Origin of the sequence: Burkholderia sp. Ac-20344, from assembly GCF_017104975.1 — a bacterium.
Classification (GTDB): Bacteria; Pseudomonadota; Gammaproteobacteria; order Burkholderiales; family Burkholderiaceae; genus Burkholderia.
In genome coordinates this window covers 1-25,515 of sequence record NZ_JAAGPP010000135.1, presented here as the reverse complement: position 1 = coordinate 25,515, position 25,515 = coordinate 1, and the positions used below count along the sequence as shown (strand labels likewise).

The 25,515-nt window shown below is 65.9% G+C and carries 24 protein-coding genes; 17 read left to right on the top strand and 7 right to left on the bottom strand.

What is annotated here, in order from left to right:
* Window positions 1-298 (top strand): Sua5 family C-terminal domain-containing protein (locus G3N64_RS31005; protein WP_277399140.1); only part of this gene is annotated, 298 nt, incomplete at its 5' end.
* 80 nt (window positions 299-378) lie between these two features.
* Here the strand turns inward: G3N64_RS31005 and G3N64_RS31000 are convergent.
* The 3 genes from G3N64_RS31000 to dacB all read right to left on the bottom strand — a co-directional run bounded on the left by G3N64_RS31000 (window position 379) and on the right by dacB (window position 4,451).
* Window positions 379-1,509 (bottom strand): SGNH/GDSL hydrolase family protein, encoded by a 1,131-nt coding sequence (locus tag G3N64_RS31000; protein ID WP_205787584.1) that lies wholly within the window; start codon window positions 1,507-1,509, stop codon window positions 379-381.
* A gap of 95 nt (window positions 1,510-1,604) precedes the next feature.
* Entirely contained in the window at window positions 1,605-2,519 is a 915-nt protein-coding gene (locus G3N64_RS30995) for a sterol desaturase family protein (protein WP_205787583.1), read from the bottom strand.
* Between the two features lie 399 nt (window positions 2,520-2,918).
* Window positions 2,919-4,451: a D-alanyl-D-alanine carboxypeptidase/D-alanyl-D-alanine-endopeptidase gene (gene dacB, locus G3N64_RS30990; protein ID WP_205787582.1), complete on the bottom strand. Its 1,533-nt coding sequence runs from the start codon at window positions 4,449-4,451 to the stop codon at window positions 2,919-2,921.
* 186 nt (window positions 4,452-4,637) lie between these two features.
* Between dacB and G3N64_RS30985 the strand changes: the two genes are divergently transcribed.
* The 6 genes from G3N64_RS30985 to G3N64_RS30960 all read left to right on the top strand — a co-directional run bounded on the left by G3N64_RS30985 (window position 4,638) and on the right by G3N64_RS30960 (window position 10,020).
* A complete protein-coding gene (locus G3N64_RS30985; RefSeq protein WP_021164091.1) occupies window positions 4,638-5,300 on the top strand; it encodes a response regulator in 663 nt (220 codons plus the stop codon).
* 3 nt (window positions 5,301-5,303) lie between these two features.
* Entirely contained in the window at window positions 5,304-6,650 is a 1,347-nt protein-coding gene (locus G3N64_RS30980) for an ATP-binding protein (RefSeq protein ID WP_205787581.1), read from the top strand.
* 114 nt (window positions 6,651-6,764) lie between these two features.
* Window positions 6,765-8,249, top strand: a complete 1,485-nt coding sequence (locus G3N64_RS30975) for a DegQ family serine endoprotease (RefSeq protein ID WP_205787580.1) — start codon at window positions 6,765-6,767, stop codon at window positions 8,247-8,249.
* 104 nt (window positions 8,250-8,353) lie between these two features.
* Entirely contained in the window at window positions 8,354-8,791 is a 438-nt protein-coding gene (locus tag G3N64_RS30970; protein WP_205787579.1) for a carboxypeptidase-like regulatory domain-containing protein, read from the top strand.
* Window positions 8,792-8,924: 133 nt separating this feature from the next.
* Window positions 8,925-9,284, top strand: a complete 360-nt coding sequence (locus G3N64_RS30965) for a DUF427 domain-containing protein (protein ID WP_205787578.1) — start codon at window positions 8,925-8,927, stop codon at window positions 9,282-9,284.
* Window positions 9,285-9,312: 28 nt separating this feature from the next.
* A complete protein-coding gene (locus G3N64_RS30960; protein ID WP_205787577.1) occupies window positions 9,313-10,020 on the top strand; it encodes an SRPBCC domain-containing protein in 708 nt (235 codons plus the stop codon).
* Window positions 10,021-10,062: 42 nt separating this feature from the next.
* On the opposite strand, the gene G3N64_RS30955 is transcribed toward G3N64_RS30960, so the two are convergent.
* On the bottom strand, window positions 10,063-11,073 hold the full coding sequence (locus tag G3N64_RS30955) for a helix-turn-helix domain-containing protein (protein ID WP_205787576.1): 1,011 nt from the start codon (window positions 11,071-11,073) through the stop codon (window positions 10,063-10,065).
* Between the two features lie 152 nt (window positions 11,074-11,225).
* On the opposite strand from G3N64_RS30955, the gene G3N64_RS30950 reads away from it, so the two are divergent.
* Window positions 11,226-11,903 carry a cysteine hydrolase family protein gene (locus G3N64_RS30950; protein ID WP_205787575.1) on the top strand — a complete coding sequence of 226 codons (678 nt, stop codon included), beginning with the start codon at window positions 11,226-11,228 and terminating at the stop codon, window positions 11,901-11,903.
* A gap of 106 nt (window positions 11,904-12,009) precedes the next feature.
* Here G3N64_RS30950 and G3N64_RS30945 read toward each other — a convergent pair whose 3' ends face one another.
* Window positions 12,010-12,648: a TetR family transcriptional regulator gene (locus tag G3N64_RS30945; protein WP_205787574.1), complete on the bottom strand. Its 639-nt coding sequence runs from the start codon at window positions 12,646-12,648 to the stop codon at window positions 12,010-12,012.
* A gap of 404 nt (window positions 12,649-13,052) precedes the next feature.
* Between G3N64_RS30945 and G3N64_RS30940 the strand changes: the two genes are divergently transcribed.
* From G3N64_RS30940 to G3N64_RS30920, 5 genes are all read left to right on the top strand, one after another.
* Complete coding sequence (locus tag G3N64_RS30940; RefSeq protein WP_205787573.1) at window positions 13,053-14,330, top strand: efflux RND transporter periplasmic adaptor subunit; 1,278 nt, start codon at window positions 13,053-13,055, stop codon at window positions 14,328-14,330.
* 15 nt (window positions 14,331-14,345) lie between these two features.
* Window positions 14,346-17,546 (top strand): efflux RND transporter permease BpeB, encoded by a 3,201-nt coding sequence (gene bpeB, locus G3N64_RS30935; RefSeq protein ID WP_205787572.1) that lies wholly within the window; start codon window positions 14,346-14,348, stop codon window positions 17,544-17,546.
* Window positions 17,546-19,069 (top strand): efflux transporter outer membrane subunit, encoded by a 1,524-nt coding sequence (locus tag G3N64_RS30930; RefSeq protein WP_205787571.1) that lies wholly within the window; start codon window positions 17,546-17,548, stop codon window positions 19,067-19,069. The genes bpeB and G3N64_RS30930 overlap by 1 nt, the downstream gene beginning before the upstream one ends.
* Window positions 19,070-19,707: 638 nt before the next feature.
* Window positions 19,708-20,217 carry a hypothetical protein gene (locus G3N64_RS30925; protein WP_346778848.1) on the top strand — a complete coding sequence of 170 codons (510 nt, stop codon included), beginning with the start codon at window positions 19,708-19,710 and terminating at the stop codon, window positions 20,215-20,217.
* Window positions 20,214-20,561, top strand: coding sequence for a hypothetical protein (locus G3N64_RS30920; RefSeq protein ID WP_241021293.1), 348 nt, complete (start codon window positions 20,214-20,216; stop codon window positions 20,559-20,561). Before G3N64_RS30925 ends, G3N64_RS30920 begins: the two co-directional genes overlap by 4 nt.
* On the opposite strand, the gene G3N64_RS30915 is transcribed toward G3N64_RS30920, so the two are convergent.
* A protein-coding gene (locus tag G3N64_RS30915; RefSeq protein WP_205787570.1) for an IS5 family transposase occupies window positions 20,556-21,373 on the bottom strand; the annotation gives its coding sequence in 2 pieces (ribosomal slippage) (window positions 20,556-21,025 and window positions 21,025-21,373; 819 coding nt in all). The genes G3N64_RS30920 and G3N64_RS30915 overlap by 6 nt on opposite strands.
* A 307-nt stretch (window positions 21,374-21,680) precedes the next feature.
* Between G3N64_RS30915 and G3N64_RS39970 the strand changes: the two genes are divergently transcribed.
* Genes G3N64_RS39970 through G3N64_RS30905 form a run of 3 tightly spaced genes read left to right on the top strand, consistent with a single transcriptional unit; the run spans window position 21,681 to window position 22,810 of the window.
* Window positions 21,681-21,947, top strand: a complete 267-nt coding sequence (locus G3N64_RS39970) for a hypothetical protein (protein WP_241021297.1) — start codon at window positions 21,681-21,683, stop codon at window positions 21,945-21,947.
* Window positions 21,875-22,333 carry a M35 family metallo-endopeptidase gene (locus tag G3N64_RS39965; protein WP_346778847.1) on the top strand — a complete coding sequence of 153 codons (459 nt, stop codon included), beginning with the start codon at window positions 21,875-21,877 and terminating at the stop codon, window positions 22,331-22,333. Before G3N64_RS39970 ends, G3N64_RS39965 begins: the two co-directional genes overlap by 73 nt.
* Window positions 22,334-22,390: 57 nt before the next feature.
* Window positions 22,391-22,810: a hypothetical protein gene (locus G3N64_RS30905; protein ID WP_205787569.1), complete on the top strand. Its 420-nt coding sequence runs from the start codon at window positions 22,391-22,393 to the stop codon at window positions 22,808-22,810.
* A 248-nt stretch (window positions 22,811-23,058) separates the two neighbouring features.
* Here the strand turns inward: G3N64_RS30905 and G3N64_RS30900 are convergent, their stop codons facing one another.
* Window positions 23,059-24,435, bottom strand: coding sequence for a nucleobase:cation symporter-2 family protein (locus G3N64_RS30900; protein ID WP_205787568.1), 1,377 nt, complete (start codon window positions 24,433-24,435; stop codon window positions 23,059-23,061).
* 438 nt (window positions 24,436-24,873) lie between these two features.
* Here G3N64_RS30900 and G3N64_RS30895 point away from each other — a divergent pair.
* On the top strand, window positions 24,874-25,515 hold a 642-nt coding region (locus G3N64_RS30895), incomplete at its 3' end, for an FGGY family carbohydrate kinase (protein ID WP_241021292.1).

The following is a 25,515-nucleotide window of genomic DNA, read 5'->3' as shown; positions in this document are numbered from 1 at the left end:
GCTGCCGTTCGACGCGCTCGAGCCGCTGCTCGCGTCCGCGCAGACCGACGGCGAGCGCGTCGCGCTCGTCGCACGCGCGTCGCGCGCGGGACGCTGGGCGCTGGCCGACGGCGTGCATTTCGTCGCGGCGCCGGAAGATCCGCAGGCGTATGCGCGCGACCTGTACGGGATGCTGCGTGCACTCGACCGTGCGCAGGTCGCGCGGATTCTCGTCGAGAAGCTGCCGGAGACCGTCGAATGGATCGCGGTCAACGATCGCCTCGGCCGCGCGGCGGCCGCGTTCGAAGCGCGCGACTGACGCCAATCGCGGTTCAGGAATGAAAAACGCCCGACCGGCAAACCGGTCGGGCGTTTTCGTTTGGGCGCGTGGCCGGCTGCTTACTTGCCGACGCCCGAGGCGGCGATCTTCGACTGGGCGAACTGGGCGAACAGCGCGTGCAGGTGCGTCGTCGGGTGGACCGTGTCGGCGAACATGTAGGTTTGATCCGCGTTCGCGACCGTGTAAGTCTGCTGCGAGCAGAACAGCGACGAGCCGAAGGCGGTTGCGTTCGCGACGCCGTACTGCGTGGCGGCCTGAACCATCGCCTTCAGGTTGCACGCGGTGTCGGTGTTCGATACGGTGAAGCCGTTCGCCTTGTAGTTCGCGAGGATGCCGTCCTGCCACGTGAACGTGTCGAGCAGCACGTACTTGGTCGTGTCCACCTTGAGTGCCTGCAGCGTCGCGGCGAGCGTGCCGTTGAACAGCATCGACAGTTGCGTGAGGGTCGTCTGCGTGCCGCCTTGCAGCGCGAGCGGCGTGCCGCCGATATCCGGCACGTTCGACACGAACACGTGCGTCGCGCCGGCGGCGACGATCTGCTGGACGAGGCCCGCGAGCTGCTGCGCGGCGGCGCCGATGTTCTGCTGCAGTTGCGTCGGCGTGATCGCGCCTGCCTGCAGCGCCGCGACCTGATAGAAGATGTCGTTCGCGCCGCCGTTGATCAGCACGATCTGGCCGGCGTTGAAGCTGCCGTGCTGCGACACGTATTGCTTGACCTGGTCGGCGATCGGCGTCGTGGTCGCCTGCGCGTAGTCGGCGTTCGGCACGCTCGCGTCCGCATGGCCGAGGCCCGGCTGCAGCGTCACGCGCGAGCCGCCCTGTGCGTACCCGAGACCGCCGGTGGCCTGCAGCGGAATGCCGAAGCCGCCCTGGTTCGCGGGCTGCAGCGTGTCGCCGTAGTACTGCGCGACGTTCTGGGTCCACACCTGGCCCGGGTTGGTCGTGAAGCGGCCGCCGCCGAAACCGAGCTTGATCTGCGAGTAGGTGCCCGCGTCGGACAGGCTGTCGCCGAACGACACGATCTGCATTTTCACGCCCGACGGCGGCGTGTTCGATGCGCTGTTGCTGTTGTTGTCGTCACCGCCGCCGCATGCGGCAAGCAGCGCGAGCGCGGCGCCGGCGATCGCGACTTGCGCGGTGCGCAGCATGCGCTGACGGGTGCGGGCAGGTGCGTGTTGTTGTGTCTGCATCGTTCGATCTCCTCGTAGATATGGCCTGATGTGTTTCTCATCTGCCGCGTGCCTGCTCGGTTCAGGGCTGCGCGGCGGCCGTTGGCTGAAACGGTTTATTGGTCTCGCGCAGCCGCAAGCGGCACGGTGCGCGGATCGGGGTTCGCGGCCTCGGCAATCTGCGCATGATAAGCGCTCGCCCACTCGGGCGGGCCGAAAATCGCGCGCAGCTTGTTGCGCCATCCGGCGACGCGCAATGCGTCGCCGGTCATCGACACCCACTCGTGGAACGTCGCGACGAGCGGGTTGTTCGAGCCGAGCCGCTCGACGATTCCGTACTGCGGCGGATCGTCGGGCGTTTCCTCGACATAGCTGCCGAACAGGCGATCCCAGATCACAAGGACGCCTGCGTAATTGCGGTCGATGTAGCGCGGATTACGTGCATGGTGCGCGCGGTGGATCGACGGCGTATTCAGCACGTATTCGAGCCAGCCGAGCTTGCCGATCTCCTGCGTGTGCACGAAGAACTGGAACGCGAGGTTGATCAGCACGATGCCGACGACCTGTTGCGGCGGAAAGCCGGCGAATGCGAGCGGCAGCCAGAACACCCACATTCCCGCGACGGGGTACATCAGGCTCTGGCGGAACGCCGTCGAGAAATTCATCCGTTCGGACGAGTGGTGCACGACATGCGCGGCCCACAGCCAGCGCACGCGATGGCTCGTGCGATGGAACACGTAGTAGAGGAAATCCTGCGCGACGAACAGCACCGCGAACGACAGCCAGCCGTCGTGCCACGTGAACAGGCGATAGTGTTGGTAGCAGTACGCATAGATGGGGATCACGAACAGCCACGCGATCTTGTCGGCGCCCTGGTGCATCAGCGCGAGCGCCGCGTTGCACAGCGTGTCGCGCCACGCATAGACAGGGTCTTGCGCACGAGTGCGGGCGAGGTGCCAGGCCTCCCACGCGATGCAGAGCAGGAAGACGGGCGCCAGCGCGAGCAGAAGCAATTCGACGTCGAATCGCATGGGCGTGTCTCCTTCTTTCCCCTGCAAGCCTTGAGGCCGGGCGCGTGGCCCGTTGTAGATATCGGTCAGGCCAACAGCCTACGCAATCGCCACGCGCTAGGCGAGGGGGGAGCGTAGAGGGTTCCCTCTGAGGACAGGGTTTCTACGGAAGCCGCACGGCACGGGGGCGGGCGGTGTGGCCCTGTTTTATGGGTGCGATTGGCGCGCGGTGCGTCGCACGCCGGTGGCGGCTGCCGTTTTAAACCGGGGAGGGCGGGATTCCGTGTGCGGGGGCGGTGGCAGGCCGCCCGGGTCACCCACGAGGGCGACCCGATGCGCGGTGCCATTCCGATGCAGGGGCCAAGCCGACGAGCGCCGGCAGCGGCCACGGGCCGCCGTGTGTCGCGGCGCGCGGAAACGTCAGTGCGCGCCCGCGTAGATCCACTCGAGCAGCGAGTCGTGCGCGGCGCGCGCGGCTTCCGCGTGATCGTCGTTGATGAAGCTGACGACGATGTAGCTCTGGCCGTCGGCGCCGGCGACGTAGCCGGCGATCGCGCGCACGTCGCGCAGCGTGCCGGTCTTGATGTGCGCGTTGCCGAGCACGCCGGCGTTGGTGAGGCGGTTCTTCATCGTGCCGTCGATGCCGGCGATCGGCAGCGAATCGATGAAGGCCTGCGCGACGGGGCTCGCGTTCGCGGCCTGCAGCAGCGACGCGAGCGACAGCGCGCTCACGTGCTCTTCGCGCGACAGGCCCGAGCCGTTCTCGAGCACGAGGTCGGGCATCGCGATGCCGTTCTTCTGCAGGAACGCCTGGATCGCGCGGCTCGACTGCTCGGGCGTCGCGGGCGGCTTGCCGCTGACCGCGCCGATCGTCAGGAACAGGTTGCGCGCCATCACGTTGTTGCTGAACTTGTTGATGTCGTAGACGATGCTGCCGAGCACCGGGCTGTGATGCACGGCGAGGGGCCGCGCGGTGGTCGGCACCTTGCCTTCGCTCACCGGCCCCGCGATCGTGCCGCCGTCCTGCTGCCACAGCGCGAGGAAGCCGCGCGCGAAGAACGTCGTGTGATCGAGGATCGCGAGGTTGGTCGTGTGCGCGCCGCAACGCAGCGGATAGTCGCCGGCGAACGAGGCGGTCATGATCCCGCTGCCGGCCGTCAGCGTCGGGCGCGCGGCTGCGGCGGCCGCGCTGCACGAGCCCGTGCCTTCGACGAGCTGGTTGTCGATCGACAGGTCCGCGAGCGGCGGCAGCACGTCGACGGCCACCTTGCCGTCGTCGCCCGGCGTGACGGTGAATGACACGGCCTTGAATGCGTACAGCAGCGGATCGGGGCCGACGTTGTACGGCGCGCTCGCATCGTCGTCGAACGAAGGGAGATCGCGCGTCGATGCCGCGAAGTAGCTCTTGTCGAGCACGAGGCCGCCGGCCACGCGCTTGACGCCGGCCTTGCGGAGCTTGTCGACGAGGTCGATCAGCTCTTCGGGCACGAGCTTCGGATCGCCGGTGCCCTTGATGTACAGGTTGCCCTGCAGCGTGCCGTCGGGGTCGATCGTGCCGTCCGTGTAGGCAGTCGTGCGCCAGCGGTAGTCGGGGCTGAGGATCGACAGGCCCGAGAAGGTCGTCACGAGCTTCATCGTCGATGCGGGCATCATCGGCCGGCTCGCATTCCATGCGATCAGCGGTTCGGGATCGCCGACGCGCTCGACGACGACGCTCATCGCCGACGCCGGCACCTTCGCGCGCTGCAGCGCGACGAGCACGGACGCCGGCAGGCCGGCCGCGCGCGCGGCCGGCGACACGACCGTCGTCTTGCGCGCTTCCTTGTGGGATTTCTTGCGGGCCTGCGCGGCGGGCGCGAAGGCGAGGGCCGTGCAGGTGGCGACGATGGCGGCTGCCCGCAGGCAGACGCGGGCGCGGGGGGCGAACCGGGTGGACAGATCGGAAATCGGCATGAGCGAATACGGGAGAAGCGCGACGTTCGGGCAGGGCGCGCGCGGCGCCAAAGCGCACATTGTAGAGACAAGTCCGGACAGCTCCCTTGCAATCCGCCTTTCTGTTGCATTGCACGGTGCCGCGCGCGCGGTTCGCGGCGCTACAATGGTCGGCGTGTCTGACTCGCCCCATGGATGTCTGTCCCGATGCGGATTCTGCTTGTCGAAGATGATCGAATGATTGCCGAAGGCGTGCGCAAGGCGCTGCGCTCGGACGGCTTTGCGGTCGACTGGGTGCAGGACGGCGACGCCGCACTGACGGCGCTCGGCGGCGAGACGTACGACCTGCTGCTGCTCGACCTCGGCCTGCCGAAGCGCGACGGCATCGACGTGCTGCGCACGCTGCGCGCGCGCGGGCTGGCGCTGCCGGTGCTGATCGTCACCGCGCGCGACGCGGTGGCCGATCGCGTGAAGGGGCTCGACGCAGGCGCCGACGACTACCTCGTCAAGCCGTTCGACCTCGATGAACTGGGCGCGCGGATGCGCGCGCTGATCCGCCGCCAGGCCGGGCGCAGCGAATCGCTGATCCGCCACGGCGCGCTGACGCTCGATCCCGCTTCGCACCAGGTGACGCTCGACGGCGCGCCCGTCGCGTTGTCCGCGCGCGAGTTCGCACTGCTCGAGGCGCTGCTCGCGCGGCCTGGCGCGGTGCTGTCGAAGAGCCAGCTCGAGGAGAAGATGTACGGCTGGGGCGAGGAGATCGGCAGCAACACGGTCGAGGTCTACATCCACGCGCTGCGCAAGAAGCTCGGCTCGGACCTGATCCGCAACGTGCGCGGGCTCGGCTACATGGTCGTCAAGGAAAGCTGACGCGTGAGGTCGATTCGTCATCAATTGCTGATCTGGCTGCTCGCGATCGTCGTTGCAGGCGTGGGCATCGCGGGCTGGCTCATCTACCGGCAGGCGCTCGCCGAGGCGAACGAACTGTTCGACTACCAACTGCAGGAAATCGCAGCGGCCTTGCCGTCCGAGCCGTTCTCGCAGGTGTTCGGCTCACGCACCAACGGCGACGAAGGCATCGTGATCCAGATCTGGAACCGCAACGGCGTGCTGATGTACTTCTCGCATCCGCGTGCGCCGATCGCGCCGCGCGCGGAGCTCGGCTTCTCGACCGAGCGCACCGACCGCGGCGAATGGCGCGTGTACGGCGCGATCGTCGGCGACAATGTCGTGCAGCTCGCGCAGCCGCTGTCGGTGCGCAACCGGCTCGCGGCGAACGTCGCGCTGCGCACGTTGTGGCCGCTGATCGTGCTGCTGCCGTTCCTCGGCGCGGCCGTGTGGGTGATCGTCGGGCGCGGGCTCGCACCGCTCGGCCGCGTGACGCGCGCGGTCGAGGCGCGCCGGCCGGAAGCGCTCGATCCGCTGCCCGATGCGCGCCTGCCGCTCGAGGTGCAGCCGCTCGTGCGGGCGCTGAACGGGCTGCTCGCGCGGCTGTCGGCCGCGCTCGACACGCAGAAGGCCTTCGTGGCCGACGCCGCGCACGAACTGCGCACGCCGCTCGCGGCCGTGCAGATCCAGGCGCAGCTCGTCGCCCGCGCGAAGGACGACGCATCGCGCCGCGAGGCGGTCGCGGATCTCCAGGATGGCGTGTCGCGTGCGACGCGTCTCACGGAGCAACTGCTCGCGCTTGCACGCGCCGAACCGGATGGCGCAACGATGCGCGAGCCGGTCGACCTGCAGGCGCTGCTCGCCGAATGCGTGGCCGCGCTTGCGCCGCTCGCGCAGCGGCGCGACATCGATCTCGGTTTCGAGGAGACGCGCGCGGCGAGCGTCGTCGCGGACGTCGGCGCGCTGCGCGTGATGTTCGGCAACCTGCTCGACAACGCAGTGAAGTACACGCCGGATCACGGCCGCATCGACGTATCGCTGACCCGCGACGCGGCCGGCCGCGCGTGCGTGCAGATCGGCGACAGCGGGCCCGGCATTCCGGCCGACGAGCGCGAGCGCGTGTTCGACCGCTTCTATCGCGACAGCTCCGCACGGGCGCGCACCGACGTGTCGGGCAGCGGGCTCGGGCTCGCGATCGTCAAGCGCGTGGCCGCGCAGCAGGGCGCGACGGTGTCGCTCGGCGACGCGGCCGCGGGCGGCCTGCTCGTCAGCGTCGTGTTCCGCGACGCAGAGATGCCGGCCGAGGCGCCGCAGCCGTCCGAATCCGTGTGAAGCAGGGCACCGCCGGGCGGGCGCCGGCGGCCGCTTAAGCCCCGCTTAAGGCTGATTAAGCCTCCTTTAAGTCAGGGTCGTTACGCTGCGTCCTAACAAAGAGGAGGTCCTACGATGAACACCCGATTCCTTGCGCGCGGCGCCGTCGCGGTCGCCGTGGCGGCTGCCCTGTCCGCCGGTTATGTCGCCGGCACCCGCCGCGCCGATCCGCAGATCATCACGCCCGCGCAGGCCGCCGCACTGATGCCGGCCGAAGCGGCAGCCAAGACCGGCATCCCCGATTTCTCCGGGCTCGTCGAGACTTACGGCCCGGCGGTCGTGAACATCAGCGCGAAGCACGTCGTGAAGCAGGTGTCGCGGCGCGTGCAGCAGCCGCAGCTGCCGATCGATCCGAGCGACCCGTTCTACCAGTTCTTCAAGCACTTCTACGGCCAGGTGCCGGGCATGGGCGGCGACGCGCAGCCGGACGACCAGCCGAGCGCGAGCCTCGGTTCCGGGTTCGTCATCAGCGCCGACGGGTACATCCTCACCAACGCGCACGTGATCGACGGCGCGAACGTCGTCACGGTCAAGCTGACCGACAAGCGCGAATACCGGGCGAAGGTTGTCGGCGCGGACAAGCAGTCCGACGTCGCAGTACTGAAGATCGACGCGAGCGGCCTGCCGACCGTGAAGATCGGCGACCCGGCGCAGAGCAAGGTCGGCCAGTGGGTCGTCGCGATCGGTTCGCCGTACGGCTTCGACAACACGGTCACGTCGGGCATCATCAGCGCGAAGTCGCGCGCGCTGCCGGACGAGAACTACACGCCGTTCATCCAGACCGACGTGCCGGTGAACCCCGGCAACTCGGGCGGCCCGCTGTTCAACCTGCAGGGCGAGGTGATCGGCATCAACTCGATGATCTATTCGCAGACGGGCGGCTTCCAGGGCCTGTCGTTCGCGATCCCGATCAACGAGGCGATCAAGGTGAAGGACGAGCTCGTGAAGACGGGCCATGTGAGCCGCGGCCGCCTCGGGGTCGCCGTGCAGGGGCTGAACCAGACGCTCGCGAGCTCGTTCGGACTGCAGAAGCCGGACGGTGCGCTCGTCAGCTCGGTCGATTCGAACGGCCCGGCCGCGAAGGCCGGCCTGCAGCCGGGCGACGTGATCCTGTCGGTCAACGGCTCGCCGGTCGCCGATTCGACGTCGCTGCCCGCGCAGATCGCGAACCTGAAGCCGGGTTCGAAGGCCGACCTGCAAATCTGGCGCGACAAGTCGAAGAAGTCGATCAGCGTGACGCTTGGCGCGATGGCCGACGCGAAGCTCGCGTCGAATGACGGCGGGCCGGTCGAGCAGGGGCGCCTGGGCGTTGCGGTGCGCCCGCTGTCGCCGCAGGAGCGCAGCGCCGACAACCTGTCGCACGGCCTGATCGTGCAGCAGGCCGGCGGGCCGGCCGCCAACGCGGGCATCCAGCCCGGCGACGTGATCCTTGCGGTCAACGGCCGCCCGGTCACGAGCCCCGAGCAGTTGCGCGACGCGGTCAAGGGAGCGGGCAACAGTCTTGCTCTGTTGATCCAGCGCGATAATGCACAGATCTTCGTGCCGGTCGACCTGAGCTGACCGGCCACGGCCGACGGCCGGCCAGGCCGGCCGCGGCGGGCGCCGCCGCCGTTCGAACGCGTGACGCTGCGCCCTGTATGTGTTCCGACCCCAAGGAGGGAGCCATGCAATATCTACGCAACGTGTCCCGATTTGCCGTCGCCGCGGCGCTGGCCGTCGGCCTCGCAGCCGGAGCGACCGGCGCGTACGCGCAGTCGGACGGCTTGCCCGCCGCGCGCCAGCAAGGCGACGTCACCTTCGTGTCCGGCGGTGTCGGGCTGGACGAATCGACGGCGTTCCAGCGCAACGAGCCGAATTGGCCGCTGGCGCTGCGTTTCACCGGCAAGGGCGGCGAGTTCCTGGCCGACGTCCATGTGCGGATCGTCGACGGCAAGGGCGACGAAGTGCTGAAGACCGACGCGCGCGGGCCGTACATGCTCGTGAAGGTGCCGCCGGGCCGCTATACGGTGCATGCGTCGTACCAGGGCAACGAGGAATCCCGCGCCGTCACGGTCGGCGCGAAGGGCGGCGCGAAGACCGCATTCCAGTGGAGCGCGCAGTAGCCTGCCGCGCGCGGCCCCGGCCCGGGGTCGCGCATTCGGCTGCGGTTTCGCCCATAATGAAAGCCACGGCACGAGTGCCGTGGCTTTTTCGTTTCCTGAGCCCGGTTTGGCCGGGCCGCCCGAAGGAGAAACGATGTCCGACGCAGCCGATCCTCGTCTCGAAATCGTGCCGAACCGTCACCGCGTGCGCGTGATCCATCGCGGCATCACGTACGCCGATTCGCACGGCGCGCTGACCGTGCGCGAAACGGGCCTGCCGGACACGCACTACCTGCCGCGCGGCGACGTCAACATGCGCCGGCTCGTGAAATCAGGCGTCACGTCGGCCTGCCCGTTCAGGGGCCAGGCCGTGCACTTCGACTTGCAGACGGAAGACGGCGTGATCGAGAACGCCGCATGGAGTTACGAGGAACCGAAGGAGGCCGCGGCGGTGCTCGCGCACTACGTGGCCTTCGACGCTGCACGGATCGACAGTCTCATCGAGACGTCCTGATGCGGCGTGCGTTCATCGGGGAGGCGTCATGGAACTGAACGACACATTACGCGTACCGCTCGCGCTGCCTGTCATGCGGGAGGCGTTCGAGGATCTCGCGTTGCTGCGCGCGAGCTTCGACCATTGCGAATCCTTCGTGAAGCTCGCGGACGGCGAGTTCGCGCTGACGATCACGGTGCCGCTCGGCCCGCTGCGCGCTCGCTACGACGTGCGTGCGCATGTGGCCGCCGAGCAGGGCGACGCGGAAGGGCAGCCGCGCCGCGTGCTCAACTTCAAGGCGCGGGCCGACGGACTCGGCGCGCTGCGCGGCCAGGTCGAACTGGTGCTGATGCCGGACGACGACGCGAACGCCACGCGCATCGAGTACGTGGTCTGGGCGACGGCGAGCGGCCCGCTCACCGAACTGCCGGGACGGCAGATCGAACATGCGCTGCGCGAATGGACCGACGATTTCTTCCGTGAATTCTGCGCGGTCGTGCAGGCGAAGCACGGTCTCGCACCGAATCGCGCGCGCTCGGCCGCACCGCGGCGCCAGCACGTGTTCCTGCGGCCAGCATCGCTGGTGGCCGCGACGAAGCGTGCGCTGCCGCCGCACCTCGGCGGCGCGCTGACCGGGCGTACCGCCGGCGCGCTCCCGCATCGCGGCTCCGGCACGGTGCCGGTCTGGGCGTGGGCCGCGATGATCGTCTTCGTCGCCTTGCTGCTCTACGCGGCGCGCTGGATCAACGGCGGCTGAGGGGCCGGCCGGTTCCGCGGCAAGGCCGGCCCGTCGCGCGCGTTACCGCACGGCATCGGCGCCGGCACCGCGAAACTCCCTTCGATATGCCGACGGCGACGTGCCGAGCGCGCCCGCGAAATGCTGGCGCAGCGACACGCTCGACCCGTAGCCGGCCGCCTGCGCGATCGCATCGATCGACTGCCCGGTGGTTTCCAGCAGATGCTGTGCGCGCGCGAGCCGCTCGGCCTGCAGCCACGCGGTGACGGTCGTGCCGGTCGCCTGGCGGAAGTGGCGGGTGAACGTGCGCCGGCTCATCAGTACGCGCTCGGCGAGCGAATCGACGCTGTGCGCGGCGTCGAGGTGTGCACGCACCCAGTCGAGCAGGCCCGCGAGCCGCGCATCGCGCGGGTGCGCGGCGACCGGCTGCGGCACGTATTGCGCCTGCCCGCCCTGGCGGTGCGGCGGGATCACGAGGCGGCGCGCGATCTGGTTCGCGGCGTCCGAGCCGAAGCGCCGCCGCACGACGTGCAGGCAGCAGTCGAGCCCGGCGGCCGTGCCGGCCGACGTCATCAGGTTGCCGTCATCCACGTACAGCACGTCCGGATCGAGCTTCACGCGCGGAAAGCGTTGCGCGAAGTCGTCGGCCCATGCCCAGTGCGTGGTGGCCGGGCGGCCGTCGAGCAGGCCGGCCGCGGCGAGCACGTAGGCGCCGAGGCACAGCCCGACGAGCTGCGCGCCACGCTCGGCGGCCACGCGGACGGCGTCGAGGAGCACGTCGGGCGGCGCTTCGTCCGGATCGCGCCACGCGGGCACGATGACGATGTCCGCGTCGTCGAGCGCGTCGAGCCCGTATGGCGCGGTGATCGTGAAGCCGCCCGTCGTCGACAGCGGGCCGCGCTCGGCCGAGCAGACGCGGAACTCGAACACGGGCGACGCAGCCGCGTCGCGTTCCTTGCCGAACACGACGGACGGCACCGACAGGTGGAACGGGCTGATGCCGTCGTACGCGATCACGGCAACGACGGTCGGAGCGGGCGGGGGGAACCGGGTGGACGGGGCGGCGGCGGTCATGACGGGTTCCGGAATGGCGATGGCCCGATTCTATCGAAGAATGGCTATCAGGCCACTGTCCGCGCGAGCGAGGCGCGCCGACAATGCATCGCATCGCGCTGCTGGCCGTTCCGTTCCGGGGCGGGGCAGCGCGCGAGGACCAGGAGCCCGCCATGTCGAATGCCGTCCCGCAATCCGCTTCCCGTTCCGATTCCCGCCCGGCCTCCCGCCGCGCGCTGATCGTGATCGACGTCCAGAACGAATACGTGACGGGCAACCTGCCGATCGAGTATCCGCCGCTCGACATGTCGCTCGCGAACATCGGCCGAGCGATCGATGCCGCGCATGCGGCCGGCGTGCCGGTGATCGTCGTCCAGCACGTCGCGCCGGCCGGCGCGCCGATCTTCGCACCCGGCACCGACGGCGTCGCGCTGCACGCGGTCGTTGCCGGCCGGCCTTACGCGCACCTGATCGAGAAGAAGCAGGCAAGCTCGTTCGCCGGGACCGACCTTGCGGCGTGGCTCGACGCGCACGGGATCGACACGCTTGCGGTAGCCGGCTACATGACGCACAACTGCAATGCGTCGACGGTCTATCACGCGGCGCACGCGGGGCTGAATGTCGAGTACCTGAACGACGCGACGGGCGCGCTGCCGTACGAGAACGAAGCAGGTGCGGTGAGCGCCGAGGAGATTCACCGTGTGTACACGGTGGTGTTTCAGTCGAATTTCGCGGCCGTGATGTCGACCGACGCGTGGATCGCCGGACTGGCCGGCGCACCGATGCCGAAGCGCGATTCGATCGCCGCATCGAACCGGCGGGCCCGAGCACAGCGCGCGAAGGCGGCCTGAACCGGGCGGGGAGACGAGGGTGAGGGCAGCGTGTTGGCGAAGTTGGCACTCGGCCCGGCGCGCCGCCCGATGAAACGAACACCGCGGGCGAACGCGCATCGCGCGGTCAGCCGTCCTTCAGCATCGCCGGGCTGTAGCGCAGCATGTCGAAACAGCCGTCGACGAGCTTTTCCGCATGCTGCTCGGCGTCGATCTCGTCGGGCAGCATCAGCATGTCGCGCACGAAACCGCTGACGAGCGTATGCAGCATCAGCGTCGCGCGCCATGTATCGAGCCGCTCGGGCAGCAGCTTGAGCCGCACGGCCCCCGCGAGATCGGCGTCGATCGCGTGCAGCGCCTCGCTCATCCCCGCGCGGTTGCGCTGCAGCAGCGGCTCCAGGTCCGCGACGTATTCGCACTTCATGAACAGGATGCTGAACACGCGGCGCAACTGCGCGTCGCGCTGCACGCCGAGCAGGCACCAGATCAGGATCTGACGAATTTTCTCGAGCGGATTGCCGCCCGGTGCGTCGAGCGGCATCCGCTTCAGCTCGTCGATCGGCAGAAACACGCGGTCGAACATCGCGTCGAACAGTTCGCTCTTGTTCGCGAAGTGCCAGTAGATTGCGCCGCGCGTCACGCCGGCGTGCTGCGCGATGTCGGCGAGCGACGTGTGCGACACCCCCTTTTCGAAAAACACGTGTTCGGCGGCGTCGAGAATGCGATTGCGCGTCTCGAGTGCCTCCTCCTTGGTACGTCTGACCATGTGCAGGCCTGATTGGAATCGATCGTAGGTGAAATATAGGGTCTGCAACCCTCGGCGTAGTCATATAGACTGACTACGCTTGCAGCTGGTAACAATCCGTAAGACTGGACAGCCGGCGGAGCATAAACGGGCTTTTTACATACATTCATGAATGTATATACAATACCACCCTACGATCGAATGACCCAAGTGGCAATCAGTTAATATCCCACTCTGCTGATTCCCGCCAAAGTACCAGTCCGCAGTTGCGGGGCAACCTGTCGGCACGGAGGTTTCGTGCCGCTTGCTGTATCTAGCAGTCCAGTAATTCAGGTGTTCGATCTGCGCCGTGAGGCGCATCCGTGTTGCACTCCCTCCGGTCGGGTGTGGCACTTATTCCATTGGTTATACACAGAGGTCGCTCCATGCGCGTCGAACGGGTTCCATACCGCTTAATCACTGTCGCGACGGCCGCCGTTTTCCTGGCCGCGTGCGGGAAAAAAGAATCGGCACCGCCACCGCAAACGCCGGAAGTCGGCGTCGTCACCGTCCAGCCGCAAGCCGTACCGATCTTCAGCGAACTGCCGGGCCGCACCAGCGCGTTCCTCGTCGCGCAGGTGCGCGCACGGGTCGACGGCATCGTGCTGCGTCGTGAATTCACCGAAGGCACCGACGTCAAGGCCGGCCAGCGTCTGTACAAGATCGATCCGGCGCCGTACATCGCTGCATTGAACAGCGCGAAGGCAACGCTCGCGAAGGCGCAGGCGAACCTCGTCACGCAGAACGCGCTGGTCGCGCGCTACAAGGTGCTGGTGGCTGCGAACGCAGTCAGCAAGCAGGACTACGACAACGCGGTGGCCACGCAAGGCCAGGCCGCGGCGGACGTCGCGGCCGGCAAGGCGGCGGTTGACACCGCGCAGATCAACCTCGGCTACACCGATGTCGTGTCGCCGATCACCGGCCGCGTCGGCATTTCGCAAGTGACGCCGGGCGCGTACGTGCAGGCGAGCCAGGCGACGCTGATGTCGACGGTCCAGCAGCTCGACCCGGTGTACGTCGACCTTACGCAGTCGAGCCTCGAAGGCCTGAAGCTGCGTCAGGACGTGCAGAGCGGCCGCCTGAAGACGAGCGGCCCGGGCGCCGCGAAGGTGTCGCTGATCCTCGAGGACGGCAAGACCTATGCGGAGCCGGGCAAGCTGCAGTTCTCGGACGTGACGGTCGACCAGGCCACCGGCTCGGTGACGATCCGCGCGGTCTTCCCGAACCCGGGCAAGGTACTGCTGCCGGGCATGTTCGTGCGTGCACGGATCGAGGAAGGCGTGAACGAGAACGCGTTCCTGGTGCCGCAGATCGGCGTCACGCATGACCAGAAGGGCCAGGCGATCGCGATGGTGGTGAACGCCGGCAACAAGGTCGAGCCGCGTCCGCTGAAGACCACCGGCATGCAGGGCCAGAACTGGATCGTCGAAGGCGGTCTGCAAGCGGGCGACCACGTGATCGTGCAGGGCGGCGAGAAGGTGCGCCCGGGTGCGACCGTGAAGTCGGTACCGGCGCAGCTCGCACCGGCGGCCGGAGCCGCATCGGGCGCCGCCGCTGCCACCGCCGCGCCGGCTGCCGCCGGTTCCGGCGCCGCTGCCGCATCCGGTGCCGCCGCATCGGGCGCCGCGCCGGCGAGTGCTGCCGCTGCTTCGAGCGCGCAATAACAGGGAGCCTGTTTCATGGCAAAGTTTTTTATCGATCGCCCGATCTTCGCGTGGGTGATCGCCATCATCCTGATGCTGGCCGGGGTTGCGGCGATCTTCACGCTGCCGATCTCGCAGTATCCGACGATCGCGCCGCCATCGATCCAGATCACCGCGAACTACCCGGGCGCTTCCGCGAAGACGGTGGAAGACACGGTGACGCAGGTGATCGAGCAGCAGATGAGCGGTCTCGACAACTTCCTGTACATGTCGTCGACCAGTGACGACTCGGGCAACGCGACGATCACGCTGACCTTCGCGCCGGGTACCAACGCCGACATCGCGCAGGTTCAGGTGCAGAACAAGCTGTCGCTCGCGACGCCGATTCTGCCGCAGGTCGTGCAGCAGCTCGGGCTGTCGGTGACGAAGTCGAGCAGCAGCTTCCTGCTGGTGCTCGCCTTCAACTCCGAAGACGGCAGCATGAACAAGTACGACCTCGCGAACTTCGTGGCGTCGCACGTGAAGGATCCGATCAGCCGGTTGAACGGCGTCGGTACCGTCACGCTGTTCGGCTCGCAGTACGCGATGCGGATCTGGCTCGACCCGAACCGCCTGACGAACTACGGCCTCACGCCGGTCGACGTCAGTTCGGCGATCACCGCGCAGAACGTGCAGATCGCGGGCGGCCAGATCGGCGGCACGCCGTCCACGCCGGGCACCGTGCTGCAGGCGACGATCACCGAATCGACGCTGCTGCAGACGCCCGAGCAGTTCGGCAACATCCTGCTGAAGGTCAACCAGGACGGCTCGCAGGTTCGCCTGAAGGACGTCGCGCAGATCGGCCTCGGCGGCGAAAACTACAACTTCGACACGAAGTACAACGGTCAACCGACCGCGGCACTCGGTATCCAGCTCGCGACCAACGCGAACGCGCTGGCGACCGCGAAGGCCGTGCGCGCGAAGATCGACGAGCTGGCGCCGTTCTTCCCGCACGGCCTCGTCGTGAAGTACCCGTACGACACGACGCCGTTCGTGAAGCTGTCGATCGAGGAAGTGGTCAAGACGCTGCTCGAAGGTATCGTGCTCGTGTTCCTCGTGATGTATCTGTTCCTGCAGAACCTGCGGGCGACGATCATCCCGACGATCGCGGTGCCGGTCGTGCTGCTCGGCACGTTCGCGATCATGTCGATGGTGGGCTTCTCGATCAACACGCTGTCGATGTTCGGCCTCGTGCTCGCGATCGGCCTGCTGGTCGACGATGCGATCGTGGTCGTGGAGAACGTCGAGCGCGTGATGGCGGAAGAGGGCCTGTCACCGAAGGAGGCGACCCGCAAGGCGATGGGCCAGATCACCGGCGCACTCGTCGGCGTGGCGCTCGTGCTGTCGGCGGTGTTCGTGCCGGTGGCGTTCTCGGGCGGCTCGGTCGGCGCGATCTATCGTCAGTTCTCGCTGACGATCGTGTCGGCGATGGTGCTGTCGGTGCTCGTCGCGTTGATTCTGACGCCGGCACTGTGCGCGACGATCCTCAAGCCGATCCCGCAAGGGCATCACGAAGAGAAGAAGGGCTTCTTCGGCTGGTTCAACCGCACGTTCAACAACAGCCGCGACAAGTACCACGTCGGCGTGCACCACGTGATCAAGCGCTCGGGCCGCTGGCTCATCATCTACCTGGTCGTGATCGTCGCGGTCGGCCTGCTGTTCGTGCGCCTGCCGAAGTCGTTCCTGCCGGATGAAGACCAGGGCCTGATGTTCGTGATCGTGCAGACGCCGTCGGGCTCGACGCAGGAAACGACCGCGAAGACGCTCGCGAACATTTCCGACTACCTGCTGAAGGACGAGAAGGAAATCGTCGAATCGGCGTTCACGGTCAACGGCTTCAGCTTCGCCGGCCGCGGCCAGAACTCCGGTCTCGTGTTCGTGCGCCTGAAGGACTACTCGCAGCGTCAGCATGCGAACCAGAAGGTGCAGGCGCTGATCGGCCGGATGTTCGGGCGCTACGGCGGCTACAAGGACGCGATCGTGATCCCGTTCAACCCGCCGTCGATTCCTGAACTCGGTACGGCTGCCGGCTTCGACTTCGAGCTGACGGACAACGCGGGTCTCGGCCACGATGCGCTGATGGCCGCGCGTAACCAGCTGCTCGGGATGGCCTCGAAGGATCCGACGCTGCAGGGCGTGCGCCCGAACGGCCTGAACGATACGCCGCAGTACAAGGTCGACATCGACCGCGAGAAGGCGAATGCGCTCGGCGTGACGGCGGATGCGATCGACCAGACGTTCTCGATCGCATGGGCGTCGAAGTACGTGAACAACTTCCTGGATACCGACGGCCGGATCAAGAAGGTGTACGTGCAGGCAGACGCACCGTTCCGGATGACGCCGGAAGACCTGAACATCTGGTACGTGCGCAACGGGTCGGGCGGGATGGTGCCGTTCAGCTCGTTCGCGACCGGTCACTGGACGTACGGTTCGCCGAAGCTCGAGCGCTACAACGGCGTGTCGGCGATGGAAATCCAGGGCCAGGCCGCACCGGGCAAGTCGACCGGTCAGGCGATGTCCGCGATGGAAGGGCTCGCGAAGAAGCTGCCGGTCGGTATCGGCTATTCGTGGACCGGCCTGTCGTTCCAGGAAATCCAGTCCGGTTCGCAGGCGCCGATCCTGTACGCGATCTCGATCCTCGTCGTGTTCCTGTGTCTCGCGGCGCTGTATGAAAGCTGGTCGATCCCGTTCTCGGTGATCATGGTGGTGCCGCTCGGCGTGATCGGCGCACTGCTTGCGGCCACGATGCGCGGCCTCGAGAACGACGTGTTCTTCCAGGTCGGCCTGCTGACGACCGTGGGCCTGTCCGCGAAGAACGCGATCCTGATCGTGGAGTTCGCACGCGAACTCCAGATGACGGAGAAGATGGGGCCGATCGAGGCCGCGCTGGAAGCGGCGCGCTTGCGGCTGCGTCCGATCCTGATGACGTCGCTCGCGTTCATTCTCGGCGTGATGCCGCTCGCGATCAGCAACGGCGCGGGTTCGGCGAGCCAGCACGCAATCGGTACGGGCGTGATCGGCGGGATGATCACGGCGACGTTCCTCGCGATCTTCATGATCCCGATGTTCTTCGTGAAGATCCGTGCGATCTTCAGCGGCGAGAAGGAAGACGTCGACGAGGCGCTGCGCCTGGCTCAGGAGCACTCGCACCACGAAGAGAAGCCGGGCAACGGCGACGAAGGCAACAAGGGACAGTGATGATGCAAAAACACGCTTTGACTGCAATCGCGGTCGCGCTCTTTGCCACGGGCTGCACGATGGCGCCGCATTACAAGCGGCCCGATGCGCCCGTCGCGCAGGCGTACCCGGCCGGCGGCGTCTACGCGACGCAGCCGGGTGCGGCCGGCGCGCGCAGCGCGAACGGGCAAGCTGCGACCGCCATCGGCTGGCGCGAGTTCTTCGTCGATCCGCGCCTGCAGCGGCTGATCGAGATCGCGCTGAACAACAACCGCGACCTGCGCGTGTCGGTGCTGAACATCGAGGCGGCGCGCGCGCAGTACCAGATCACGCGCGCGGGGTTGTTCCCGACGCTCGACGGCACGGGCACCGGCAACATCCAGCGTGTGCCGCAGGGCCTGTCGACGACGGGCGCGCCGTACATCTCGCGTGCCTACAACGTCGGCCTTTCGGCGTCGTGGGAACTCGACCTGTTCGGCCGCGTGCAGAGCCTGAAGGACCAGGCGCTCGCGCAGTACCTGTCGACGTCGTATGCACGGCAGGCATCGGAGATCTCGCTGGTGGCGCAGGTGGCCGATCAATACCTGACGCTGCTGTCGACCGACGACCTGCTGAAGGTCACGGAAAACACGCTGAAGACGGCGCAGGACTCGTACAACCTGACGAAGCTGCAGTTCGACAACGGCACGGGCTCCGAGCTCGAACTGCGTCAGGCGCAGACGGTGGTCGAGACGGCACTTGCAAACCAGCAGGCTCAGGCACGCGCTCGCGCGCAGGCGCTGAACGCACTGGTGCTGCTGATCGGCGAGCCGCTGCCGGACGACCTGCCGGCCGGCATGCCGCTCGACGCGCAGAACCTGCTGACGGATGTGCCGGCAGGCCTGCCGTCGGACCTGCTGACGCGTCGTCCGGACGTGATGCAGGCCGAGCAGACGCTGTTGGCCGCGAACGCGAACATCGGTGCGGCCCGCGCGGCGTTCTTCCCGAAGATCTCGCTGACGGGTGCGTTCGGCACCGGGAGCCCGACGCTCGGCGGCCTGTTCAAGGCCGGTACGGCCGCATGGTCGTTTGCGCCGCAGATCACGATGCCGATCTTCGAAGGCGGGCAGAACATCGCGAACCTGAACCTTGCGCACGTGCAGAAGCGCATCGAGATCGCGAACTACGAGAAGGCGATCCAGTCGGCGTTCCGCGAAGTATCGGACGGCCTCGCCGCGCGCGGCACGTACGACCAGCAGATCGCGGCACTGGAGCGCAACGAGCACGCGCAGCAGCGTCGTTTCGACCTGTCGGATCTGCGTTACAAGAACGGTGTCGACAGCTACCTGTCGGTGCTGACCGCGCAGACGGATCTGTACTCGGCACAGCAGACGCTGATCAGTGCGCGTCTGGCACGCTGGACGAACCTGGTCGACCTGTACCGCGCACTGGGCGGCGGCTGGATCCAGCGCGCAGGCGAAACGCCGCGCGCGCCGGATGCGCCGGCCGACTACGACAAGGCGGCCGCTCCGGCGGCGGCGTCTGCAGCGGCGACGAACGGGTAACGTGCGGTTATCCTGCCTGCGTGCGGTCGCTTCGCGCGCAGGCAGGACGTTGTTAGTCCTGTCGTAAGCTGGCCGTTACGAACGATGCGAAGCGTAACGAAGGAAACGTAAGACTAGTAGATGATTGTTGGTCCTTAAGTGCGCGGTAAGCTCGCGTGGGAATGCTGAGGCGATCCACGCGGGACACGCGTGTACATCTGCATCGGGCGCGAAATCCAGGGGCCGGGCGCCGTCGAGCACGACGCGTACGGACTAACCGTGCAGATTCTCGTTTCGCCCAATCGATGATCATCCCTCCCCGGTAGCCTGTCGCCCAGCCGCCAAATCCCCGCTCATTTCGCCCAATTCAGGCTCATTTGCTGTTGGGCGGTCCTTATAACGATTAGTTATACGAAATTCGAGCTCGTCTGATTGGTTCTTCTTTCTCGTCCGTGCAAATTGTGCACGAAGTATTTCTCACCCATTGTCGAGAAAGGAAATCCGGATGAAGAGCGAGCAGACTGCACCGACCCATCTTTTTGCCACCATTGGCGCGCTCACTGAGCGCGGTGGGCGGGTAACCGAGGCTACGAGCGGCCTCACAGTCGCCGGGCTTTGGCGATGTCGTCACTTACGAGGATGGCAGCGAGGCCGTCATTGTGGATGGTGCAGGCGAATATGCGATTTGCAGCGACAAGCCGTTTGCGCTGGTGGGTAGCAGGTTGAGCAACGGCGATCGTATCGTCGAAACGCTTCAGCGGTTGTCGGGAATTCACGTACCGGCTGGCGAAGCGGCCGGAGGGTTGTTTAACGAGGATTATGCTCCGCCGCCTGCACCGCCGCGATACAGGTTGGCTGTACGAGGAGCCACGACGGCGCGAGGCGGTGCGTTGCGCGAAGCTACCGGTACGTGGGACACCGGTGTCCGGCTTGGCAGGGCTGGTGTCGTAGGTGATCAGATTCACTATGCAGACGGTTCGACCGCGCGAATCACAAGCGGTCTTGGGCTGGTGGATAACGGAGACTTCCAGCCGCTGGCTTTCGTCGGTAGCGAACTGGATAACGGCGACGTCATTACCGATAGCCCTGAGCGTGAGGGTCTGGTATCCGCTAACGCCTTCACCGTGGTGAAGCGTTCAATCGTTGTGCATCGAGGCGAGACCTCATGATTCGTTATTTCCTTGCCAAAGGGGATCAGGGCGGCAGTGCCACGATTATGGAAGGATTGGAGGACGTAACCTGTTCCAATCCGCCGCCGCGCGTGCATATCGCAACGCTGTACATGAAGACGTACTGCACGGCATGCAAGCAGGAAGGGTTTGTCGCCCCGGTGGGTCCACGCTGGCCGGGCACAGGGCCAAACGGCAAGCCGTGGGCGTTGAGTGGTGATATCAACGTCTGCGATTGCAAGCCGCCACCGGTTTTCTATGCCGAGCGCGGCATGAAGATGACCTTTGCCGCAGACGAGGTGGCGCGGTTGACGGGCAAGCATGGCTTAGAGACGGTTTCATAAAGGCTGCCGAGTCCGCTGCAAAGTGTTCCAGCAGATCATGGAGCAACCGAGTTTGAGGAACGCTTCATGAATGTCGGCACGTCGTTCGAATCGGATACGGAGACGTCGAAAGTGGTGCATCCAGGCATGCGTGCGCTCAACGACCCATCGAACCTTTCCAAGACCGCTGCCGTGTGGTTGTCCGCGCCGGGCAATGCTGGTGGGAATGCCTCGCTCGTGCAAGATGCGCCGGTACTTGTCGTGATCGTAGCCTCGATCCGCATAGACGCGTTTGGGCCGGCTCAGTGGCCGACCGCGAACGCCTTTGATCGGCGCGATCGCCTCGATCAGGGGGATCAGTTGCGTGACGTCATTGCGGTTGGCGCCGGTCAAGATTGCCGCGATCGGTATGCCGTTGGCGTCGGTGGCGAGGTGGTGTTTGGAACCGGGTCGCGCTCGATCGGTGGGGTTCGGGCCAGTTTTTCGCCCGCCCCAACCGCACGAATCGACGAGGAGTCGACGACCACACGTGAGAAGTCGATCTGGTTTGCCGCGCGTAGTTTGGTCAGCAGCAACGCGTGCAATGCATCCCACACGCCAGCCTCTTGCCAGTCCCGCAGCCGCCGCCAGCAACTCACGCCCGAGCCACATCCCATTTCCGCAGGAAGATCGCGCCAGCGAATGCCGGTCTTCAGCACGAACAGAATGCCCGTCAGCGCTGCGCGATTCGGCACGGGCTTGCGACCCGGGTACTTGAACCGACGGGGCTTGGCAGGGAGTAGAAGTGGCTCGATTAGTTTCCACAACTCGTCGTTAATGATCGGCTTGCCCATCTCCCTGATCCGGTTGTCACGACGGCTCAGGTTAACAGGTCAAGAGAAAAGTTAACAGTAGCTACGCGTCTTTTTGAAACCGTCTCTTAGGCGTCGCCCCTGTAAGAAGAGGCACGGCAGTCCACGATCAGCAGTTCGTTATTCGCAACAAGAAGTCCAGGAAACCTGTTGTGGGCGCGCGGTATTGGATCACAAATTGCCGTGGCGACGTGCTGGCTTCAGGGATTACCGATGCGCAGGGGCATACTGTGCGAGTGATCACGCCAGAGGCTGAATCGGTAAAGCTCGAGGTCATCGGAGAAACAGAATGAGTGACGGCGATCGTGTGGCGATTGCAGCGGCGATGACGGACACGAGAGAAGGTTCGTTAATCGAAGCGTTGATATCGAATGGGCCACCCATCTGCCCAAACATGACTGATGCGGAATTTCGCCGTATGGTTCTAACGTTACGCGACAGAGCCGTACAAATGATTGATGTACGGCTCGTAGACTTGCGCAAGTGGGGGCGGTCGAACGTCAACGCGTCGCAACGTGGTTTGGCTCAAGCGATGAAACGATTCGGCAACGTCTGACAGTCGGCCTCGCACGAGTAAGTCGGGTGATGCGCGATCTCAAGCCTGGAAATTTTGTTCGCCAATCAGAGGAGCTTGATCGATATCTTGGTTGTACGCCGAATAACAAGGACCCTGATGGTGCCGTCGCGCATGTTTGCGCCCCTGACACCGCTACACATACTATTTGTATCCACGAGAATTTTTGTGGGATGCGCCCCATATCCAGTGCAAAGGACTCGATGTTATCGACACTGATTCATGAGTGCACTCATTTTGCCGACGCTTTTGGCGCTCAGGATAATCAATATTTCATGCGCGAGTGCTTGGTATTGGTTCGGACGCGCCCCGATCTCGCAATCAATAATGCGGATAGCATTGCCGGGTATGTTATCTATGAGGATTAGAGGTGACTTGACAGGGCAATCCTTGTTGAATCTGATTGGGCCAAACGGAAAATTCATATGGTAAAAGGACCGGCATGTATTGCGCTGGCATTCTTCTCGGCGGGGACATTCGCCTGCTCCCCAGTCCATACGCTTGATGTTTCGTTTGAAAGAGATTCTGCCAAGGTGTCCGGCGATGAGATCACAAGGCTGGCCAATTGGGCGATAGACCTTCAACTTAAATATCCCAATCTCGATCGTACGTCTGTCGGTGGCCTTGCCGAAGCTGACGAAAGACAACCGCACGTGCTGGCTCAACAACGCGCGGAAAGTATCAAGGGGCTTCTGGTCACATTGGGGCTTGGTCGAGCACCTATCGACGTCGACGCCAGGCTTTATAAGTCGCATCATTTGAGCGGTGTGCCGGATAATGGCCGACGAGTAGAAATCGACTTTCTTCCCGGTTGCCCGCATGAATGTCCTTGCCAAGTGAAATGAGGCCTTGGCCGCCAGCCGCCGCGCAGTGCTGCACATTTTGATGGTGTGAAGCGGCCCCTTACACACCATGCAGTAAGCGCCGGCCCGTCACAAGCCGACGCGTGCTTTGTGTTCGTCACCGCACACTGCACGATCGCCCCGTGCGTCCCCGCCTTTCGCCACACCTGCAAAAACAAAACGCCACGGCATGCCGTGGCGTTTTTCGTTACCGCTTGGTGCCGTCGTCCGGCGCGCGGCGATCGGTGGTGTCAGTGATGCACGTCGGCGGGCCGCCCGTCAAAGTCGTGTCCCGCGCGCCGAATCTCGCAGCGCGCATCCTTCTCGCCTTTCACGCCATTGAACACGATGTTCAGGATCACGGCCGTCGCCGATGCCAGCAGGATGCCGCTGTGCAGGATCGGGGCGAGCGCGGGCGGCAGCTTCGAGAAGAAGTGCGGCGACACGACCGGCACGAGGCCCATGCCGACGCTCACGGCGACGATGAACAGGTTGTGCGAGTTGTTCACGAAGTCGACCTTCGACAGCACCTTGATGCCGTTCGCGGCGACCATCCCGAACATCACGATGCCCGCGCCGCCGAGCACGAACGGCGGCACCGACGCGACGACCTGCGCCATCTTCGGGAACAGCCCGAGCAGCACGAGGATCACGCCGCCGGCGGCGCACACGAAACGGCTCTTCACGCCCGTCACGCCGATCAGGCCGACGTTCTGCGAGAACGACGTATGCGGGAACGAGTTGAAGATGCCGCCGATCAGCGTGCCGAGGCCGTCGACGCGCAGGCCGCGCACGAGGCGCTCCTGGTTGACCGGGCGATCGACCATGTCGCCGACCGCGAGGAACATGCCGGTCGATTCGATGAACGTGACGAACATCACCGTGACCATCGTCACGATCGACAGCGGATCGAAGTGCGGCAGGCCGAAGTGGAACGGCATCACGATGCCGACCCACGGTGCGTGTGCGACGCCGTCGGTATTCACGCGGCCGATCGCGAACGCGATCGCAAAGCCGGCGACAATGCCGAGCAGCACCGAGATGTTCGCGACGAAGCCGCGGCCGAACTTGTTGATCAGCAGGATCAGCGTGAGCACGAGCAGCGACAGGCCGAGATAGACGGGGCTGCCGTACTCGGGGTTGCCGACGCCGCCGGCCGCCCAGTTGATGCCGACCTCCATCAGCGACAGCCCGATCACCGCGATCACGGTGCCGACGACCACCGGCGGGAAGAACCGCAACAGCTTGCCGATCGTCGGCGCGAGCACGATGCCGATGATGCCGGCCGCGATCGTCGAACCGAAGATGTCGAGAATGCCGAGGCCGGGGTTGGTGCCGATCGCAATCATCGGGCCGACGGCTGCGAACGTGCAGCCCATGATGACGGGCAGGCGGATTCCGAAGATCCACAGGCCCAGCGTCTGGATCAGCGTGGCGATGCCGCACGAAAACAGATCGGCGCTGATCAGGAACGCGATCTGGTCTTTCGGCAGCTTGAGCGCGGCGCCGACGATAAGCGGCACGGCGACAGCGCCGGCGTACATGACGAGGACGTGTTGCAGGCCAAGCGTTACCAGCTTGCCGGTCGGCAGCACCTCATCGCACGGATGGACCGTGTTCGATTGCATCTGTCTCACTCCATGATCTTGTTTTCGGGGTGATACGAAATTATTCGGAATGAATCCGTGCAACAAGAGTGCTGGGTTCTATTCCGTTCTTTGCTGGTTCGATATGCCATGTCGGCATGAAACAGGGTGTCGATCATCGGGAAACTGCCGCAGGAGTGAGGTTCCCCGGATTTATAGCCCTCCAAAATAGCGCGGACCCCCGTGTCAAATATGGGCCGCCTTATGGTCTGTATCGGGCGGGCGGCATAGTGGCAAAAAGTGCCTGGGAAAAATCGTGCCGGGTTAACCCGTGAACGGCCGCTTTGGCAGGCAAGGTGCAGCCGGGTGAAACCCGGCTACCGAACGCGCTTTCGGCCTACGCAGCGGCGGCAAAAAACGGGGCGCGCATCGCGATCCCGTTATCATCGACATCCGTTCATTCAACTTCGCCCTCACGTCATGCGCCTGCTCGGAATCGACCTCGGCACCGGCTCCGTCAAACTCGTCACGCTCGATGCCGATGGCGTCGAGCGCGCGGTCGCGAGCGAACCTTATGCGCTGTCGTCGCCGCAGCCCGGCTGGGCCGAGATCGCGCCCGATACGTGGTGGCAGGCGCTCGTGCGTGCAGCCGCGCGGCTGCCGGCCGACGAGCGTGCGCAGGTGGCGGCGATCGGGTTCTCGGGGCAGATGCACGGCGTCGTGCTGATCGACGCGGCCGGGCAGCCGGTGCGGCCCGCGCTGCTGTGGCCCGATACTCGAGCGGTGCGCGAAGCGGACGCGGCCGGTTTGCCCGTCGCACCGAACCCCGTCGCACCCGGCATGGCCGGCCCGCTGTTGCGCTGGCTGGCCACGCATGAACCCGCTGCGCTGCGCGCCGCGCGCTGGGCCGTGCAGCCGAAGGACTGGTTGCGCATCGCGCTCGGCGGCGACGTCGCGGCCGATGCGAGCGACGCGTGCGCGACCGCGCTCGCGACACCCGACGGTGCATGGGATCTCGCCTTGATCGACGCGCTCGGCCTGCCGGCCGACCGGTTCGCGCCTGTCCTTTCGTCAGATCGGAAGAGAGTGCTGTTGGGAATGATCGGCAACATGTGGCTGCAA